The 1,026-nt window shown below is 57.6% G+C and carries 1 protein-coding gene and 2 pseudogenes; all 3 read right to left on the bottom strand.

Annotated elements, in window-relative coordinates; translation table 11 throughout:
* Nucleotides 1–135: pseudogene (locus BLIN9172_RS18950) on the bottom strand (ISL3 family transposase); the annotation flags it as partial.
* 149 nt (nucleotides 136–284) lie between these two features.
* On the bottom strand, nucleotides 285–749 hold the full coding sequence (locus tag BLIN9172_RS17850; protein WP_257904186.1) for a hypothetical protein: 465 nt from the start codon (nucleotides 747–749) through the stop codon (nucleotides 285–287).
* A gap of 63 nt (nucleotides 750–812) precedes the next feature.
* Nucleotides 813–932: pseudogene (locus tag BLIN9172_RS18955) on the bottom strand (integrase core domain-containing protein); the annotation flags it as partial.
* Nucleotides 933–1,026: the final 94 nt, after the last annotated feature.

Genomic DNA, 1,026 nt, shown 5'->3' on the forward strand with positions numbered 1-1,026 from the left:
GGTGAGATCGATGATCACGGTCACGTACTTGTCACCCCGTCTGGTGTGCCGCCAGACATGTTCGTCGACGCCGATGACGCTCACGTTATCGAACCGGGAAGGATCGTCGATGAGAGCCCGATGTCCTGGCCGAAGGTGTTAAGAAGCCGAATTCGGTAGCAGCCGTGGAGCGAAACGGTGTGTAACCTCGCGACTTCGTGGACACTGAATCTCACCCCTTCGGGGACACTCGACCTCAGAGCTTTGTACACACCTACCATCGCTGGCGCGGCTGCCCAACAGCGTCAGGAGAACACCTCCGGCAACACCATCTGACGAGTCTCGAACTCTGCTTCGTACTCAGCGTGCTTTCGTACCCACTGTTTCGTCGGATTCACGATCTGGACTCCCTTGATCGCATACGACGCGACTGTTCTCTTCCGTTCCTTAATCGCGACCATCGGCAGGGGGAACGAGAACACGATCTCACCGGTGACCATATCCGAGAGAAAGAATGCCTCATCGGTGATCGCCCGATAGAACTGTCGACCAGCAAAGGTCATCGGCAGCGACACCTGTAACCCTTGATAGTAGACCTGATGGTTGGCCCGAGTAACCTCGACGACCGACTGTCCCGGTGCCTGCTCGCTGGTGGGGTCGGGGAGAATGTTACCGGTTTTCGATATCGCCAGTCCCACCTGGTCGAGGTTGTTCCGTAAGCGGATGCGTTTGCTCAGATATTCCGCAGCTTTCGCCTCCAACACGGCCATGGGAATCGGCTCTGTCGCCGGCGTGTGTTCCAGCAGGTTCCAGGCCGTGGCTGGAGTGGCACCACCGACTGACTGGTGGGGTCGTCGTTTGTTGTAATGGTCGCGGAAGCGACGCAGGAGTGCCCGTACGGCTTTCAGGTTGGCGGGGGTGCGAGGTGCCTCACTGAGGAGTGAGCGCGTGATCCGTGTTGGTGCCTCAGCATTTTTGAGCGTGAGGCTTACGGTTCACTAATTCGTTTGGAGTCGATTCATCGACGGTTTCAATGATGCCATGTCC

Source organism: Brevibacterium linens ATCC 9172, from assembly GCF_900169165.1.
Taxonomy (GTDB): Bacteria; Actinomycetota; Actinomycetes; order Actinomycetales; family Brevibacteriaceae; genus Brevibacterium; species Brevibacterium linens.